The organism is Caballeronia sp. Lep1P3 (assembly GCF_022879595.1).
Taxonomy (GTDB): Bacteria; Pseudomonadota; Gammaproteobacteria; order Burkholderiales; family Burkholderiaceae; genus Caballeronia.
This window is the reverse complement of sequence record NZ_CP084269.1, coordinates 140,746-155,587: the sequence shown is the minus strand read 5'-3', so window position 1 is coordinate 155,587 and position 14,842 is coordinate 140,746. Positions and strand designations below refer to the sequence as shown.

The window sequence follows — 14,842 nt, the reverse complement described above, 5'->3', positions numbered from 1 at the left end:
GCGTCCACCGTCCATCCTTTCGACCCGCTTCGGCGGGTCTTTTCATTTCTAGAGGCATTTCATGCAGAGAGAGCTGTTTACGTTCGAACGGGATTGGTATGAGCCGTTGCGTGCGATCAGAAGTTTGGGATCGCAGGCGCCGTCGGTCGCCCATCAGGGCGAGCTGGCCGCGGCACGGCGTCAGCACCTCGGGCAGTTTTTCACGCCCGACGCCATTGCGGCGTTTATGTGGAGCTTCGTGAGCGGCTGGAAGGTCAATCGGTTTATCCGCATCCTGGATAACTCGGTCGGCTCCGGCCGGCTGCTTCAGTACGCAGACCCGGAACGCCATGCCGTGTACGGCGTCGACGTGCACGCCGATGTCATCCAGCAGTGCCAGAAGGTGTTCGAGGACGCAGGGTTTGATTGCGAGTTCCGGCAAGCCGGCATGGAGGATAACCATCCGGTGCGCTTCGATATCGCACTGATCAATCCGCCGTTCTCGATCCATCTCGAGTCGCCACATCTGCAGACGCTCGAATGCACGACGTGGGGCCGGTACGGCGCGCACACCAGCGCGCTGAGCCACGACTACGCCGTGCATCAGGCGCTTGAGGCGGCGAACATCGTCGTCGCGCTCCTGCCGATCACGACCGCCGAGTCGATGGTTGGGGGCGAGCAAGGGGACCGTTTGAAACGCCGCGCGGCAGGTCTTTTCGAACTGCCGGCGGACGCGTTCAAGCTGGAAGGCGCGAACGTGCGCACGGCCGTCGTGGTGTTCGACCGCTACCGCGATCGTCCGTCGGACTTCGTACGCGCGGTCGTCGACGATCTTGCGAAACCCGGGCCGAATCTCGGGCTGCACTTCGAGGAACGTTCGTTCGGCGAAGCTCGGCTGCGGCTGCAAAAGCTCGATGACAGCGTGCCGTTCATCACGCGTGCGGTCACGGGCGACAAGTCGGTCAAGGTCTCGCACGATGGCCGGCGCATTCGCTTGTCCTTTGCGTGTGGCTTCAACGAAGCGATGGTGCTTAACGCGATTCTCGTGAAGCGCATCTACTCGCGCGACGGCCACCGGCTGCCGCGTGGCTTCCGTTACTCGGGGCAAGGCTTGCTAGATATGGAAACGTATCTGGTGCAAGACAACCCGGTCGCGGCCTTCGATCAGTTGCTGGATCGAATCCGCAGCGTCGGTGGCGAGCCGCAACTCGCAGCCGGCTTTATGGAGCACTTCAACAGACGCATGCGACGCAGCGTGAGACAGGCGGTACCACTGCGGCACGTCGCCTGGACCACCGGCGCTGGATCGCGAGATCAGGTGTCGGGCATCGCGAAGGAGACCCACAAGGTCGACGCGACTCGCTGGGCCAGTCCGCTCATCAAGGCGGGCGATGAAGTCCAGTTTGATCGCGAAGCCGACGGGCGCTACCGATACGCGCTGCATGGCGTTTGGTATCACCTGTCTGTCGACGAGCTCAATGCGCGGTTCGCGGTCGATAACGTCAGCGAGGGATGGGAAGTCGTGCACGAAGGTCTGTGCGCGCGCTTTTCTGACCAAGCCGCAGCGCTAAGGTCGCGCGTCAAGGCGCTCGGCGTCGATCAGTGGCTCGACTGGGAGTTTCAGGTTGATGATCTGATCGAAACGCTGCTGAAGCCGACCGGCTGTGTCGTCGCGTGGGAGCAGGGCTGTGGCAAGTCCCGGCTCGCCTTGGCGCTGATCCTCGTCTCGGGTGTGAAGCACGGCCTCATCGTTGTTGAGTCCCGGCTCATCGAGGAGATGCTCAAGGAGGTGGGACAGTTGCCCATCTCGGCTGAGCAGATGAAGGTAATCGAATCGGCGGCGGATCTTGGCGACCTTAGACAAATCAACCTCATCTCGTATGAGCGCCTGCGCATGCCGGTCGACAAGGCGGTTTCATCGCGCGTGACCTATGCGCACCGGCTGCGTCGTCGCATCGGCCTGCTGGTGGCCGATGAAGGCGAGCGCCTTGCCAATCCGACAAGCGATCAGAGCCGCGCGCTCTGGCAGCTTTCGGCGCGGCGAAGGTTCGTTTTGACGGGGTCGCCCATCCCGAACTACCCGAGAGATGCGTTCGGTCTGATCGCGTTCTCCGGCGGTGATGGAACGGCGGCGCAGCCCTACGGCTACCGGGTGGGCTATCTTGAGCAGAACTGGATCAATTCGGTGGAGTACGCGATGCGCGGCGTCGATCGATTCAGGGATGACTTCGTGGTGCTTGAGTGGGTGACGTGGCAGTTCGCGGAGAGCCTGCAGGATGGAGCGAAACGCGAGGTGCCGAAGATCGGCAATCTGCATCTGTACCGGGCGATGCTCGCGCCGCACATCAAGCGCCGGCTTGTCGCCGAGCCAGAGGTGTCGCGCTACATCCAGATCGAGCCGCCGCAGTTTGAGGTGGAGACGGTCGACTGGGATAGCGGGCATCTGGCCGCGTACCTGCGGGCTGCCGACGAGTTCGCCGATTGGTATCGCTCATCGCGCGATGACAAGAAGGCGTGCAACCTGGTGACGATCCTCGCTCGTATTCGTGCTGTTCACTTCTCTGCCAACTACCCGCAGTTCGGGATGGAGGGCGTGGAATACATCGGCGGGCTGACGAGCAAGCAGCGCGCGATTGTGGCGCGCATGCGTGCGATCGCGGCCGAAGGCAAGCAAGCGATCGTGTTTGCCGAGAACCCCGGCGTGCTCGATCTTCTGGCGCGCGAGCTGGATGCGCATGGTGTGCAGACGGTCCCGTTTCATGGGGAGATTCCGATCAAGCGTCGCGTGGCCGATAAGGACAAGCGCTTCTTGGGCGGACTGGCAACAGGGCTGATGGCCACCAAGGCATCGGGCCGCGCGGGCTACAACCTGCCGAACGCCGACTACATCCTCTTCTACGACCGTTCGTGGACGTGGCGCATCGAGTATCAGGCGATGCGGCGCGCGCTGCGATGGAACCGGAAGGGCGTGTTGAAGGTGCTGTATTTCCACTTGCCGGGCAGCATCGACGAGTATCAGGACCAAATGGTCGCGCACAAACGTGATGCGACGCAGGCGGGGCTGGACTGGGCGACGCCGGAACTCGACGACGAGACTTTTTTGCACATGGATTCCCTACTGGATCGCTTCGTCGACGACCTTGCATTGCTGTCGGCGGAAACGTCCGGTGACATGCGCAAACTTTTGAAGGAGGCAGCGTAAATGCCGAAGGACTCGAACGTGTATGTGGTGGTCGGAGAGGGCGTCGTCACGGTTAAACGTGAAGGCTCCAATCGCGCGGTGCTGGCGAACGTCCTCGGCAAAGTACAAGTCGATGGCGTCGAGGTGCTGTGCCTTGACCGTCTCGTCCATGAAAGCCATGAGCAGCAATTTGGCGAGTGGACGTTGGCAGGGGCAGTCACGACTTTGTTGTCACGATCGCTGCCGCCCGTGACTGGCGCGGCGGCTTGAAACACAGCGGCATCCTCGGGTGCCGCTCTCACATCCTTCAATCACAACCCGGCTTTCTAGCCGGGTTTTTTTTTGGATTGGTAGCCCTGCATGTGGAACTCGGAGACCGTGTTAAACGCCTCGTCGGTGGTCTTACCGTCCATTACCAAGAGCACCAACTCTTCTCGGTAGTTGCGGATCTCGTCAGGCAAATCTGCCTTGTAGGCGTGAAAGTGACCATACACCAACTCACGGGCTTCGGACTCGTTCGGCTTGCGTTTGCTAGGCACTGCATCGGTGTCGAGCAGCGAGTACGAGCCGATCAGCGTGCTTCGCTTGGCCGAAGCTTGGCGCTCTCCCGACTTGCCAAGCGCATTAGCAATCCAGTAGCCGCCCCACGCATTAACGGTGGCCTTGCCGAGCTCATCGCACAGCGAGTCGTAACGCCGCCTCCACGCTGCGCTCGTTTCAATTGCACCGAATACCTCATCGATGACATCTTCAGTGTACGGAGTAGGCAAGCTGTCCAAGACTTCTTGCACCAGTGATTTGACGCCTTCTGTTTTCATTCGCCTTCGTGCGTTAGATTCGTATTTGTCGGAGGAGTCGTGTCAGAGCCGAAGTGCTTCGTAGCGCCTGATTTTGACGAGGAAGGGAGCGATCCACGGAATCCGTCTCTCGCCCATTCGTCGCATTCTACGTCGACCATGTCACCGTGCTCCACCAGTCAGTTCACGGGAAGAGCAGCGGGTCTGCAGGCGGGGTAGGAGGGATAAGTCGCTCACCAGGTGAGCGTTCCGCCATTGGGCCGACTACTGGCAGTTCTCAAAACGGCTTCTACGATATCCGCGGAACGATTTTTCCAAGCCCGCACTCCCGGCTTTAACGACTGTTCGGCCACGCGTCGGCGCGTTTTCGCCATCGCGAGCGAAAGTGTTCGCTGCGCCGCATCATCGAGCCCTTGGAGCCAATACGCTTCGTTCGCGGTCTGGTGTCCCCCGGTTATGCGCCGACTGTCTTGTGCGCCGGCTTTCTGCCGGCGCACTTTTTCACTCGTGGCATCCTGCGGACAGGCGCAATTTGGAGCGTCCGTTCCGCCACGACAATGCAATGAGTAATTCGCCAACACCCAGCACCCGATCCATCGACTTCACCGTCCCAACGCATTTAGCCGAAGCACTCCAAGAGACCGTTGACGACTTCCTCGCAAAAGCGGCGGGCGGAACGACTCCCGCGCAGCGAGCGGCCGAGATACGCGCTCAGGATCGCGACGCCAGCCTGGATTCGCTTGCCTATCTCCTTGACGTGGCCGAGGGCAGTTCTGGGCAGGGACGCGTCGCTGCTCAGCTTCTGGCAGGCCTCTATAACGGCGAGGACTTCCCCTTCAGTCTCACTGACTTTCGACGGCTCGACGATGATCTGCTGGAGCACTGCATGCAGGTACTGCGGCTGGACAGTCGGCACGCAACGGAAGTGCATCGTTACTTTCCCAATGGGGAAGCCCGCTGGCTGGCGATGATCAGACGATGGGGGCTGGCTGACGAACCGGCGCACACGCCGCTGCCCGATGATGACGTCGTGCACTCCTGCCAGTACGAGAGCAAGCTCGATGCGCCGGGTTATCGCGACGTGACCTTGGTCGTCAAAGTGGCAGTCGGGGTCGACGAGATTCGGTCGATCAGCCTTGCTCTCTCGGCGGCCGATTCGGAGCGGCTAGCGGCGGATCTTGTCTCGGTTCACCGACTTGCGTGGGCGCGAGGCAAGCCATTGGATGCGGACGAGAATGAGCCGCGACCCGCCTGGCTCTGAAAGACGGCATGAATTCGTGAGCTTTTGCGCGGCGTGCCCGCAAAGTAAACCGCTATTGTTGCTCCATCACCCGCGTCATTGACGCATCGACCCCGCGCTGACTTTCGTCAGCCCACGTTGTTCAACCCTTTGGGAACCACTCCCAAAGGGGGCAGGTTCCCTCTTAGGAGCCCTGTCATGCAACAACAACCTACTCTCGCCCTCAAGCAAATTCAGGTCAGCGTCAATCCCCGCAAGTACTTCGATGCGGCGGAGATGGAAGAGCTAACCGCGTCTGTGCGCGAAAAGGGCGTCATCCAGCCTGTCATCGTGCGCACGCTCGCTGACGGCGGCTTCAGCCTCGTCGCTGGCGGCCGCAGATACAAAGCGGCGCTCGCGGCGCACGGCGAAGACTATGAAATCCCGGTCGTCGTTCGAGACATCGATGAAGTCGAAGCGAAGCAACTCGCCATCATCGAGAACATCCAGCGAGCCGACATGTCGCCCGCCGAAGAAGCCATTGCTGCAGCCGAGCAAGTCGGGCTGTGCAAGGGGGATCGCGACGAAGTCGCGCGTATCTTCGGCTGGTCGCGTGCGACGCTGGATAAGCGTCTCGCGCTGATGAACTGCAGTACTCCCGTGCTCGACGCATTGAGCACGCGGCAGATCCTGCTCGGTCACGCCGAGCTGCTTGCTGCGCTCCCGAAAGAGACGCAGGACAAGCTGCTGCCGGTGATCATCAAGGAAGGCAAGGCGGTCGCTGAGGTCAAGAAAACCATCGAACAGGTTGCCTGTTCGTTGGCGGCCGCGATCTTCGACAAAGCCGACTGCGCCGGATGCCCGCACAACTCGTCCACGCAGGGCGAGATGTTCGGCGAGTCCATCGGTACGGGAAACTGCACCAACCGCACTTGCTACAACGAGAAGACCGAAAAGATGCTCGACGCGACGGCCACAGGCCTGCGCGACGAATATCCGGTCGTGCGCATCGTGCGCGCTGGCGACAACCACACGCGCGTGCAGCTCGCTGTCGATGGCCCCAAAGGCGTCGGCGAAGAGCAGGCGAAGGCGTGTCACGCGTGCCAGAAGTACGGCGCGGCAGTGAGCGGCCTGCCTGACTCGATCGGCAAGGTCTATCGCGGCCAGTGCTTCGACACCGTCTGCAACATGAAGAAGGTGGCGGCGCAACTGCAAGCGGTGAAAGCTGCCACGCAGCCGAAGCCCGAGGCAGCCAAGCCGGGCGCGAAAGCGACGCCGGCAGCAGCGAAGGGCGCGGCCGGTTCGTCCGCGGCATCGACGACTAGCAATCCGCCGGCGACGGTGGTGGCCGAGTCGGACAAGATGAAAGCGTATCGCGTGGCGTTATGGCGTAAAGCCCTGCGCCGTGAGGTGGGTGCGGAGCCCGCGCTCGCCCAGCGATACCTCGTTGCGATTGCCCTGTCCGACCAGATGCGCTGCGTCGATCAAAAGACGCTCTCGGGCATCTGGGAAAAGCTGACGGAGGAGCAAGTCGCGTCCGGCGATGTGTCTAAAGCGGCAGCCTCGACGGCAGCCGCAGACGACGCGAAGCTTGCGCATGCCGTCACCGGTGTGACGGTTGCCGCGATCCAGGGCCTCGACGTCCAGCACCTCACGCGTCTGTGTAAGCACCATCACCTCGATCTCGCGAAGCACTGGAAGCTCTGCAAGGAATTTCTGGAGTTGATCACGAAGTCGGAAATGATGGTGGTTGCTGACGAGCTGGGCATTCGTGCCGCGCTCGGCGACAGCTTCAAGAAGGTCTTCGGCAAGTCCAAGTCCGAGGTCATCGACGCGCTTCTGGCGGTCGAAGGCTTCGACTACACCGGCAAGATTCCGAAGGTGCTCAAGTTCTAACGCGCGGCTCGCCCGTGCATCGACCGTAGTTCCCATCCTTTATAGACCGCCCATCCTTTGGATGGCGGTCTTTTTTCTTTTCAGGAGTTTTCCCATGTTTGTAGCTATTGAACCGCTTCTGCGTCACTGCACGAAGCTCACGCTGTCCTTGCAGATGAAGGGCGACGACATGGTCGTCTGTGTCATGCCGCAAGGCACGGCAAAAGACGCCGCCATGCTGCAGCCGCTCGCGCTCACCGCGACGGCCGCAGAGCTGGAAGCGGGCTTCATCGACGCGCTCGTGGCCTACACCGGCGCGCACGCGTCGCTCGCCGAGCAGGTTGCTGCGACCACCGCCATCCTCGAGGCCGCCAAGACGACGCAAGTCTCCAAGGCGACGAAGACGCTGGCTAAGGGCGGCAGCAAGCCGGCATTGCCGGCGCCCGGCAGATCGAGCACCGACGCGGACAACGATGACGACGACGCAAGTGACGACGCTGCTGAAGGACAGAGCACCGCCCCGACTGCGTCTTCGGCATCGTCCGCAGCTGATGCATCGGCGGAACCGGCTAACACCGGAACCAACCTCGCATCGCTTTTCGACTAAGGAGCAGACATGGCTATCCAAGTTGCGAAGCTCACGCGCGAGTTCGTCTACAACGGCGTGACGTTCCCCGATCCCGGGCCGACCTTCTCGCCCGACGATGTTCGCGATCTCTACTCCGCGCAGTACCCGGAGCTGACGACCGCGGCGATCGACGGGCCGACGACGGAAGGCGAGGTCATGCGGTTCACGTTCGTGCGTGCGGCCGGTGCGAAGGGTGCAGTCATGCCCTGCGGCGCCCATGCGTAAGCGCGACCTCCTCAAAGCCTTGTCCGACCCGGACTTGGCTCTTTCTCATCAGCAACCGCCCGGAAGGGCGGTTTTTTTTCATGACAAGGAGATCGAGCAATGTTCTTCGATCCTCGCCCGTCTGGTGCAGAAGTCACTGTCTCGGGAGAGTCTTGGCAATCGCGATGCGCTCCCTCTGCCCGACGTCGACCTCCCAATGATTTTCTAAGCCTGCCGGCCATCGGCTCGGACGTCAAAACGCGCGCAGTGATGCGTTGGCAAGCCGAAAAGGATGTCGCCGGTCTCATCTCAGCTCAGTTCAACTCGGGCGTGCTGAGGCCGCGCGACGTACCGGAGTTCAAAGGCGCGGGTGATGCGCTTGCTCATGGCTTTTTTGCGTGGGCCAAGCGTCATACGCCGCGTCTGGACTGCCTCGGTTTCGACTTCGTACTGTGCGACGTCCAAGCGGTGCAAGACGTCGTCCAGTACCAGGAGGACAGCAGCGACTTCAATCCGACTTCGCCCGTTTATCTCGGCATCGAAATACCAGGGGAGAACATCTACGAGATCGGCAGGCGTGCCGCCGACCTTCGCAATGTGCATCCTCGCTTGGTATCGACGGCGATGGTCCTCATCAATCGAGCAGCAGGCCGCACGATGTGGGTCAGAACGCCCGACGAGTTCCTGGGCGAGTTCGCCTCATGGTTCTGGGATGGCGACTCGAACGCAACCGACGAGGAAGCGCGCGAGATGCTGACGGACCGGTTCGGCGACGACGAAGCGGAGATCGAGCATTACCTCCCTTCCGTTGTACGTCCGCAGCTTTGTCCCGACGACATGGACGTCTACCGCTGGAACGCAAAGAGCCGCCGCTATCTGCCTCAACGGGCGCTTGGTGTCGCGGCCCTTAGGCGGCTACAGCGTTTCACCTCCGGGCGCACGCGTCGCATCTGCGCGGAGCTTGAAAAGCTCTCGCTGATGCTGCAGCGGGTGGGTAATCGCGACCTCTTTGGTTGCGAGTATCGGCCCCGGTGCGCGTATGCAGCAGCCACGCTCACGGTGCAGAACGACGGCCGCGTGGGTGAAGTACTCGATTCGCACTACGAGTACCTCGCCAGCGCCGGCGACGGCACCACCTACCTCGGCTTTACGCCGCTTGCCTCTACGCCTGACGCCATCCGCAAGCAGTACGCGGACTGGTCGCAGGGCTTATCCATTCTTGGCCAATTGGACCGCGTCATCGCGTGTCTCGCGGCATAACTAGGAGCTTTGTATGAAAGGGCTTGATATCGGCTCGGACCGCGTTGACGAACTCGCGGCGATCAGCGCCATCTTGTTGTACGGCCGTCAGGATCGCAGCGCGGTCTACGGCACCGTTCATCCGGTGACGCAGGGTAAGAGCGGCCGGGCAACGATCGGTGCCGGAAGGCCGATCGACCGCATGGCGCTCGTCGATTGCCTGCGCGAGCTGGCTCAGAACGCTGCGCCTAAGGCCGAGTTTCTGCCTGAGACGGTGCTCGCGGTGTCGCAAGAGGCGGTGATGTGGTGGTGCAGACCGGCGATGCGAAGAGTCTTCTTCGATTGTCAGGAGATCGGGCGGCGCAGTGCGGTCGTCCCGCATCCAGGGTTGGTGTTCCGTGCAGCTTCGAGCGGGTTTTCCGTGTTCGCGCTGCAGGAAGACAGCCGGCCAACGCCTGAATCGAAGCTGCACGAACCGCCTTACTTTAACACCTGGGACTGGGGGCGGATCTGCATCGGCTCGGCGCACGTTCCTAAGCGGATCGATATCGAGTCGATCGGCGGATGGGAGGGCGGATTCTTCGAATCGGCCTTCACGCACCCGAACCACGGGAACAAACGTGTTTCGCATCCCAATGGTGAATTCGCCTTCTGGAAGGAAATGCTCGACGGCAAGTACGGCGAGCAATTCCCGAAAGACGCGCTCGTCCCTATGGACCTTACCCTCGCTGAGCTAATCGCTGGCAAACAAGGAGTTCGATGATGAACGCTGGTGCTTTGAATCCTGCAGATGCCGCGCTTCAACGCTCATTTCCTTCCGTCATGGTGCCCCGGCGTGAGTCGGTCGCGCCGATGCAGTCGGCCGGTGAGCGACTGCTGATCGGTGAGAACGGTGTCTTTCTTGAAATTGATCTGCCGTGGCTCTCAGTCGTTCGCCGCATTGCGCACTACACGGTCCCGACCGCAATCCCCTACGGGAAAGTGGCAGAGTCGACCGAGTTGCGTTGCGGTGCGGTGCCGCCCGAGTTGATCGGCGAGTTCGTCGCGATGGCACGCGCCGCGCATCCGCTGGAAACCGGTGCCTGGATCGTCTGGAACGTCGAGACGAAGCAGTTTCGCCTCGCGCCTGTGAAGGTGCTGTCGCAGGGGACCGGGTCGCTGAAGTACGAGCGGCCGGATCTTCTGTCGAGCGAACTGCGGGTGATCGACTGCCATTCGCACGGCGCGCATCCCGCGTACTTCTCGCCGACAGACAACGAAGACGACCGACACGAGACGAAGTTCGCCTTCGTCGTCGGCAATTGCGCGTCCTCGGTGCCGAGTATGGCGATGCGACTGTGTGCCAAAGGCATCTTCGAGAACGTCGAACGCGTGCCGAGCAGTTGGTACGCGGCGGCTCGCGCGCAGGAGGTTGCATGAACGGGACTATCCGACATCAACTTCCTTCGCGGATGCTCGAGCGAAGCTGGAATGTGGTCGTAGTAGGCGCGGGCGGCACCGGAAGTGCTGTGCTCCCGAGCTTGGCGCGGCTGCACCACGCGATGCTGGAACTGGGGCACCCGGGCGGCATCGACTGCACCGTGTTCGATGACGACACCGTCAGCCCGACCAACGTCGGCCGGCAGGGCTTCTATCCGAACGACGTGGGCGAGTACAAAGCCTCGCTCATCGTCAATCGGCTCAACGCACTGATGGGCACGAACTGGCGGGCGGAAACCCGGCGATTCGGTCCGGGCGAGCCGCTCTACAACGTCGATCTCGTGATTGGCTGCGTCGATACGCGTGCTGCTCGGGCCGCGATTGTTGGCGCAGCCCAGCACAGCGGGGCGTATTACCTCGATTGCGGCAACGACACGGATCGCGGCCAAGTTGTCATCGGTCAGGTCTGTGGCAAGAGCTACGCGCTGAAACATCCGGAACGGCTGCCGCATGTGGGCGAGTTGTTTCCGGAATTGATCGACGCGAAGCTCGATGCGAAAGACGAGACTCCGTCCTGTTCGATGGCAGAGGCGCTGCGCAAGCAGTCGCTGGTCATCAATCAGGCGATCGCCGTCCAAGCATTCAACATGCTCTGGACCATGTTTCGAACCGGCGCGGTGCCGTTCTCGGGCGTGTTTGTGAACCTCGCAACGGGGCGCACAAATCCGATTCCGTTGGATCCGGCCGCGTGGGCGCGCTTTGGGTACGAAGTCCCGAAGCCGCCCGTGAAGAAAGCGAGGAAGAGCCGCAAGGCCAAGCTCGCTGCGTAGGTAGTCGCTGTTCCATCACTGCCGACCTCCGCAAGGGGTCGGCATTTTCTTTTCTCGTGCTCAACGGGCACGACAACCTCAACAGGAGTATCCGAATGTCGGAAGACATTGAAATCGTATTTTCGGCACCGCTCAAAGTGGCGGCGGCGTTGTGGCAAGAGCGCTGGTGGTGCTGTGCGGCCTTTGTTGTCGCCACGGCCGCAAATTTGCTCCCGCCGGCGGGCTACGTCGGCATGGCCGTCAGGTTCGCGTACGAGCACTTGTTGCACGACGCATCGGGCATTGGCCGAATCATGGCCGCGGTCCTTGGCGTTCTGGCGACCTCGCTGGCATGGCGGGTGGCCGGTCAGCGAGACCGCGCCCGCCCAGGGTTCTTTGCCCGTGCATGCGACTGGGTCGTGAACCGCTTCCTGATGTCGCACCTTGCGCGCGGCGTCGTGGTGGTCATCGGCGCAAGCGTCGCCTTCGGCGCACACGGCGTCCTGTTCGGCGTAGCGTTCGGCGCCTGGCTCGGCTTTGTCATGTGCTGCATGCAGTGCTTGACGGCCTTCTCCGTTATGCCGCGTCTGCGGTAACAGCATTAACCGCTCCCTCGCGGAGCGGTTCTCTTTCACCTCAGCGGGTACGCAGCCCGTTGGGGCTGCTCCGCGTATCACTGGAGCAAAACATGGGTTCTTCGATTTTGACGGGTAAGCGCGCAGGCGCAATGCAAAAGGCCGACGGCGAGTGGATCTACGCGTTGTTCGAACGTGGCTATGAGTCGAACGTCTATCCGCATACCGACCACTGGTCGGCGGTGGCACTGGGCAATTACGCGCAGGTGATGCGCCGCATCTTCTCGCATGCGACCAGTTGCGAAGGCGGGATGCTCCGAAGCCGCAACGGATCAATCCGGCCCGAGAACTACATAGCGAGTTGGAGAAGTGAACTCGCCAAGCCCACGCTGCTTCGGGATCGGGCGATCGATCTGACGGTCGGCTCCTCATGCTACTCGGCGGTGCCTGAGTCGCAGCTGGACGATGTCCGGCTCTCGCTGATCCGCGCTGGCTTCGAGTCTCGCATCGATGAGTTGGTCGGGGGCAGCTTGAGCGTTTCGCTGCACGCGGACATCGACCTGCTGCTCTCGATCTATGGGAACAGCGGGCCGCTCAGCGTTTGGCGAGTGCTCAAGGAGTACGACTGTGGGACCGCACACATCGAAGTGCCGGTGCCGCCCACAACGAAGACGGCGATGGAGCGGATGCCCGAGGTGCGGTGTCATTCCATCGACCAGCACAATGTGTTGGTTGCAATGGGTGCAGCTCCGTGGCGTCACGCTGGCTGGCAGTACAGCGCGGTCGGTTCGTTCGTCACGGAGGTTGCCTATCCGGTGGAGATGGAAGCGCCGGGGTTCGCCAAGAAGGCGATTCCAGCGTTCCGCGACGCCGTGAGCAACGCCCCGCAGGTTCCTTCGGCGACGCGCATCACCGTGACGCGTGCGCCCGAAGGCACGGAGGAGTGGAAGGTTCGCCGCGCCGACGAGTTTGCGAGAACGCTCGGCCTTGTGGCTGAGGACGCATGTGCGCCGGCTGTCTTCAGCTTTGCGTTCGGCGACTTGCTTAATCGCGAAGACACAGACCGGCTGTTGTGCGGTCTGGGTTCCTTCAGCGATGCGCAACTTCAGTGGGAGGTGCCGGTCACGCGCGCAGGCGCCGAGCCGGATCCTGCATTCTTTGCGGCCGACGTTCAGCTCTCGCTGTGCCTCGCCTAGTGCTGTTTTGATCAACGCCACGCCCCGGATTTTCGGGGCGTGGCTTTTTTTTCGCCCGCTAGAAGGCGAAGCTCGATTGCGCCGGGACTGACGCGGCTGCGGGTGCGGTGGCATTTGCGTCGGGAGAAGAGGCCGCGCCTTGCCGCTGTGCCAGCAGTTCGTCGTACCGGCGCATAACGTCGGCCGCGCTGGTGTAGCCGACCTCGATGCCAACTGTCTGGGCGACGCGGCGGCGCACGCTCGCGAGCAATTCCGCTTCGTCGGGCGTCGGGCGCGCCGTCGGCCACCCAGACGAGAAGAGTAGGTGCGCAGGAATCTCCGCCTCGATCGCTTGGCGCTCGATGGCGGCAGCCTTCGCACGCGCGACGTCCGCGGCCAGTTCAGGCGGCAGGAGATTTGGCGCGACGTCGGCCAACCACCGTTGCCCTTGGAAGGCGAACGTCGATTCAGCTTCCAGGCGCACCATTTCTCGATAGACGTCGTGGTTGTCAGCGCAGCTTGCCGCGGCGCGCAGGTCGTCGAGCGAACTCATGATGCAGTACGCGCATGAGACGCGCGACGCGCCGTAGACCGTGTACGCCTCATGCAGCGCCAGTCCAGCCGCAGCAATCTCAGTGAAGACTTCGTCAACGGTCCATTCGATGATCGCATTCCACGTCACACTGGTACGGCCCTTGGTCGACAGGGGAGCGAGCGGGGCGGCGACAGCCATCTTGCTCCGAGCATTGCTTTCCTGACGGCGCACACCGGTGACACTAACGATGTTGTGCGTCGGAAAACGCTTGTTCAGCGCAGAATTGATTAGGCTTCCTTTCAATTCTGAGGTGCAAAAGCGCATGGACGGCGTGCTCCACGGCAGGATCAGCCGCACGCAGGAGAGATCGCGATAGCGCTCGACGTTGTTCGACCAGCGCTTCTCCCATCTGGCGAGCATGTCACCGGCTTTCCGTTGCAACGTGAGCAGCTCCCAGCCAAGGTGAGCGGCAAGCCGCTCACAGGCGGGACCACTGTCCTTCCACTCGACACGGCCGAGGTCGGAATGAACAAGGATACGAGGTCCGTTGTGGCCGATGGCGTCAAGGTGGCGGGCGACCGCGAGTGCGCAGGCGACGCTGTCCTTGCCGCCGCTCACGCCGATAGCGACCACAGCGTCCGTTGTGAGCAGCGACGCCACCTCAGGGGTAAGTGCGACGTCGCGGGCACGCGCCGGAAGGTAGGCGCTTGAACGGGTGCGAAGCGAGGACAGGTCGATGGTCTGGAGCATGGTCGAAGAAAAGAATCGAGGTAGATGATTCATCTTCGCAGCTACAGCGCAAAGTCAAGCTGGGCGGGGCTCCGAGACTGGCTACCCGAAAAAAAGCCCGCGTCGCGCCGAACGACAGCGGGCTAGCTGGATGTGATCTACAACAGCGCGCGTCCACAGCCAAGAGGACACGCAGTAATAGCTTAGTTGCTAATCTCCGATGCACAAGAGAACGATCGCATGAGACAGAAAAGTGATCTATCCAACAGTCGGTTTTTATTTGTCAGTTTATATTGACCCTACCCGCTAATAAGGGTGCTGAGAGACCAGACAATACAAAAACAAGAAAACTGAGGCCATCCAGGGCGCGTCCCTGGGTGGCCTTTTCTTCGCCCTGGGAAGTGCGCAGCTACCAGCGTCTCCTTGCACCTTACGCGTCTGTCGGAATGCTCTCACTTTGCTTCCCGTATTGGGAACG

The 14,842-nt window shown here is 61.8% G+C and carries 14 protein-coding genes; 12 read left to right on the top strand and 2 right to left on the bottom strand.

The genetic code is table 11. The features are described 5' to 3' along the window. Positions 1 to 61 precede the first annotated feature (61 nt). Together LDZ27_RS27280 and LDZ27_RS27275 are read left to right on the top strand one after the other, a co-directional pair. Positions 62 to 3,181: an SNF2-related protein gene (locus LDZ27_RS27280; protein WP_244818480.1), complete on the top strand. Its 3,120-nt coding sequence runs from the start codon at positions 62 to 64 to the stop codon at positions 3,179 to 3,181. Further along, on the top strand, positions 3,182 to 3,430 hold the full coding sequence (locus tag LDZ27_RS27275; protein ID WP_244818479.1) for a hypothetical protein: 249 nt from the start codon (positions 3,182 to 3,184) through the stop codon (positions 3,428 to 3,430). 56 nt (positions 3,431 to 3,486) lie between these two features. On the opposite strand, the gene LDZ27_RS27270 is transcribed toward LDZ27_RS27275, so the two are convergent. Beyond that, positions 3,487 to 3,978, bottom strand: a complete 492-nt coding sequence (locus LDZ27_RS27270; protein ID WP_244818478.1) for a hypothetical protein — start codon at positions 3,976 to 3,978, stop codon at positions 3,487 to 3,489. 541 nt (positions 3,979 to 4,519) lie between these two features. On the opposite strand from LDZ27_RS27270, the gene LDZ27_RS27265 reads away from it, so the two are divergent. From LDZ27_RS27265 to LDZ27_RS27220, 10 genes are all read left to right on the top strand, one after another. Further along, entirely contained in the window at positions 4,520 to 5,218 is a 699-nt protein-coding gene (locus tag LDZ27_RS27265; RefSeq protein WP_244818477.1) for a hypothetical protein, read from the top strand. 177 nt (positions 5,219 to 5,395) lie between these two features. Further along, the gene (locus LDZ27_RS27260; RefSeq protein ID WP_244818476.1) at positions 5,396 to 7,072 is read left to right on the top strand and encodes a PRTRC system ParB family protein; all 1,677 of its coding nucleotides are present in this window, start codon (positions 5,396 to 5,398) and stop codon (positions 7,070 to 7,072) included. A 94-nt stretch (positions 7,073 to 7,166) separates the two neighbouring features. After that, positions 7,167 to 7,658, top strand: a complete 492-nt coding sequence (locus LDZ27_RS27255) for a PRTRC system protein E (RefSeq protein WP_244818475.1) — start codon at positions 7,167 to 7,169, stop codon at positions 7,656 to 7,658. A 9-nt stretch (positions 7,659 to 7,667) separates the two neighbouring features. Next, on the top strand, positions 7,668 to 7,904 hold the full coding sequence (locus LDZ27_RS27250) for a PRTRC system protein C (RefSeq protein WP_008343165.1): 237 nt from the start codon (positions 7,668 to 7,670) through the stop codon (positions 7,902 to 7,904). Between the two features lie 99 nt (positions 7,905 to 8,003). Continuing rightward, a complete protein-coding gene (locus LDZ27_RS27245; RefSeq protein ID WP_244818474.1) occupies positions 8,004 to 9,143 on the top strand; it encodes a PRTRC system protein F in 1,140 nt (379 codons plus the stop codon). 13 nt (positions 9,144 to 9,156) lie between these two features. Further along, positions 9,157 to 9,885: a PRTRC system protein B gene (locus tag LDZ27_RS27240; RefSeq protein WP_244818473.1), complete on the top strand. Its 729-nt coding sequence runs from the start codon at positions 9,157 to 9,159 to the stop codon at positions 9,883 to 9,885. Next, positions 9,885 to 10,541, top strand: coding sequence for a PRTRC system protein A (locus LDZ27_RS27235; protein ID WP_244818637.1), 657 nt, complete (start codon positions 9,885 to 9,887; stop codon positions 10,539 to 10,541). Before LDZ27_RS27240 ends, LDZ27_RS27235 begins: the two co-directional genes overlap by 1 nt. Next, complete coding sequence (locus tag LDZ27_RS27230; RefSeq protein ID WP_244818636.1) at positions 10,538 to 11,371, top strand: PRTRC system ThiF family protein; 834 nt, start codon at positions 10,538 to 10,540, stop codon at positions 11,369 to 11,371. The genes LDZ27_RS27235 and LDZ27_RS27230 overlap by 4 nt, the downstream gene beginning before the upstream one ends. Before the next feature lie 95 nt (positions 11,372 to 11,466). Beyond that, positions 11,467 to 11,946 (top strand): hypothetical protein, encoded by a 480-nt coding sequence (locus LDZ27_RS27225; RefSeq protein WP_244818472.1) that lies wholly within the window; start codon positions 11,467 to 11,469, stop codon positions 11,944 to 11,946. Positions 11,947 to 12,038: 92 nt separating this feature from the next. Next, complete coding sequence (locus LDZ27_RS27220; RefSeq protein WP_244818471.1) at positions 12,039 to 13,121, top strand: hypothetical protein; 1,083 nt, start codon at positions 12,039 to 12,041, stop codon at positions 13,119 to 13,121. Positions 13,122 to 13,179: 58 nt separating this feature from the next. Here LDZ27_RS27220 and LDZ27_RS27215 read toward each other — a convergent pair whose 3' ends face one another. Beyond that, positions 13,180 to 14,385, bottom strand: a complete 1,206-nt coding sequence (locus LDZ27_RS27215; RefSeq protein ID WP_244818470.1) for a phosphoadenosine phosphosulfate reductase family protein — start codon at positions 14,383 to 14,385, stop codon at positions 13,180 to 13,182. Between the last annotated feature and the right edge of the window lie 457 nt (positions 14,386 to 14,842).

Excerpts from the sequence above, each read along its gene's own strand:
- LDZ27_RS27280 (WP_244818480.1), top strand. The coding sequence starts at position 62 with ATGCAGAGAGAGCTGTTTACGTTCGAACGGGATTGGTATGAGCCGTTG.
- LDZ27_RS27275 (WP_244818479.1), top strand. The coding sequence starts at position 3,182 with ATGCCGAAGGACTCGAACGTGTATGTGGTGGTCGGAGAGGGCGTCGTC.
- LDZ27_RS27270 (WP_244818478.1), bottom strand. The coding sequence starts at position 3,978 with ATGAAAACAGAAGGCGTCAAATCACTGGTGCAAGAAGTCTTGGACAGC.
- LDZ27_RS27265 (WP_244818477.1), top strand. The coding sequence starts at position 4,520 with ATGAGTAATTCGCCAACACCCAGCACCCGATCCATCGACTTCACCGTC.
- LDZ27_RS27260 (WP_244818476.1), top strand. The coding sequence starts at position 5,396 with ATGCAACAACAACCTACTCTCGCCCTCAAGCAAATTCAGGTCAGCGTC.
- LDZ27_RS27255 (WP_244818475.1), top strand. The coding sequence starts at position 7,167 with ATGTTTGTAGCTATTGAACCGCTTCTGCGTCACTGCACGAAGCTCACG.
- LDZ27_RS27250 (WP_008343165.1), top strand. The coding sequence starts at position 7,668 with ATGGCTATCCAAGTTGCGAAGCTCACGCGCGAGTTCGTCTACAACGGC.
- LDZ27_RS27245 (WP_244818474.1), top strand. The coding sequence starts at position 8,004 with ATGTTCTTCGATCCTCGCCCGTCTGGTGCAGAAGTCACTGTCTCGGGA.
- LDZ27_RS27240 (WP_244818473.1), top strand. The coding sequence starts at position 9,157 with ATGAAAGGGCTTGATATCGGCTCGGACCGCGTTGACGAACTCGCGGCG.
- LDZ27_RS27235 (WP_244818637.1), top strand. The coding sequence starts at position 9,885 with ATGAACGCTGGTGCTTTGAATCCTGCAGATGCCGCGCTTCAACGCTCA.
- LDZ27_RS27230 (WP_244818636.1), top strand. The coding sequence starts at position 10,538 with ATGAACGGGACTATCCGACATCAACTTCCTTCGCGGATGCTCGAGCGA.
- LDZ27_RS27225 (WP_244818472.1), top strand. The coding sequence starts at position 11,467 with ATGTCGGAAGACATTGAAATCGTATTTTCGGCACCGCTCAAAGTGGCG.
- LDZ27_RS27220 (WP_244818471.1), top strand. The coding sequence starts at position 12,039 with ATGGGTTCTTCGATTTTGACGGGTAAGCGCGCAGGCGCAATGCAAAAG.
- LDZ27_RS27215 (WP_244818470.1), bottom strand. The coding sequence starts at position 14,385 with ATGCTCCAGACCATCGACCTGTCCTCGCTTCGCACCCGTTCAAGCGCC.